This is a genomic window from Streptomyces sp. NPDC006624 (genome assembly GCF_040611555.1).
Taxonomy (GTDB): domain Bacteria; phylum Actinomycetota; class Actinomycetes; order Streptomycetales; family Streptomycetaceae; genus Streptomyces.
Genome location: NZ_JBEXOM010000089.1, coordinates 1 through 1,136, shown reverse-complemented (window position 1 = coordinate 1,136; position 1,136 = coordinate 1). Strand labels below are relative to the sequence as shown.

The following is a 1,136-nucleotide window of genomic DNA, read 5'->3' as shown; positions in this document are numbered from 1 at the left end:
GCCGGCGCCGTTCTTGTTGTTGAACGCTTCCACGCGCACGCCGCCGTTGAGCATCAGGTCGGGCGTGACCTGCCAGTTGTCTTCGATGTAGTAGGCCGAGTTGATCGTCTCGAAGGTGCCGGTGACCTCCTGCTGGCGCGCGCGCACGTAGGCGTTGACGCCGGCGGGGACCACGCCGCCGTTCTCAAGCGTGGTGCCGGGCACGGTCGGGTAGATCTGGTAGAACTTGCGCGACGGGCCCGGATAGAAGCTCTCGTTGTCGGAGGTGTTGACCTCGCGGTCCAGGCCGAAGCGCAGCAGGTGGTCGCCGAGCTGCCATTCGAAGTCCAGGCGCGCGGCCTCGCGCTTGTCGGCGCCGTTTTCGATCAGCGCCGAGGACACGCAGCCGATCTGCGGATTGCCGGCCACGCGCCGGTCCTGCACCGCGTCGCAGTCCTGGTCGTTGAGGCTGCTGGCGATGCGGTCGCGCTTGTTCTCGCCGTACAGCGCCTTCATCGAGAAGTTTTCGGTCAGGTAGCCGGTGTAGGTCAGCGCCCAGTTGGTGCCGCCGACCTCGCTGTACTGGGTGTTGCTGGCCGCGCCGCGGCTGCCGCGGGCGAAGTCGTACTGGTAGTTGTCGGTGGTGGTTTCGTTCTTGTCGGAGAAGGCCAGGAACTCCAGCAGATGGCTGTCGTTGATCTGCCAGTCCAGCTTGGTGCCCCAGAAGCCCTTGTCGGCCTTGCCCTTGAAGAAGGTGCTGCCCGCATCGTTGGTGCTTTCCGGGCGATAGTCGCGGAACTCGTACATCGCGTAGAAGAACAACTTGTCCTTCACGATCGGCCCGGAGGCGTGCACGTTGAGGTTGGTGCGGTCGCGCTTGTCGCGGCTGGCGATGCGGAACGGGTCGCCGCTGCGGTCGTAATGGTTGTCGCCGCCCGATTGCAGCGACTTGGGCTCCCACACCAGCTCGGCGCCGTATTTGAACTCGTTGGTGCCCGACTGGGTGACGGCGTTGATGACGCCGCCGGTGGTGCGGCCGAACTCGACCGAGTAGCCGCCGGGCCTCACCTCACACCGTCACCACGGCCCCGGCACCGGCCGTCTCCGCCACCGGGGGCAGCAACCCGATCGCGCGATACGCACCGTCCACCGTCGGC

The 1,136-nt window shown here is 66.3% G+C and carries 1 protein-coding gene; it reads right to left on the bottom strand.

The genetic code is table 11. The features are described 5' to 3' along the window. Positions 1 to 1,047: hypothetical protein (locus ABZY20_RS37360; RefSeq protein WP_356448007.1), on the bottom strand; the 1,047-nt coding region annotated here is incomplete at its 3' end. Positions 1,048 to 1,136 lie beyond the last annotated feature (89 nt).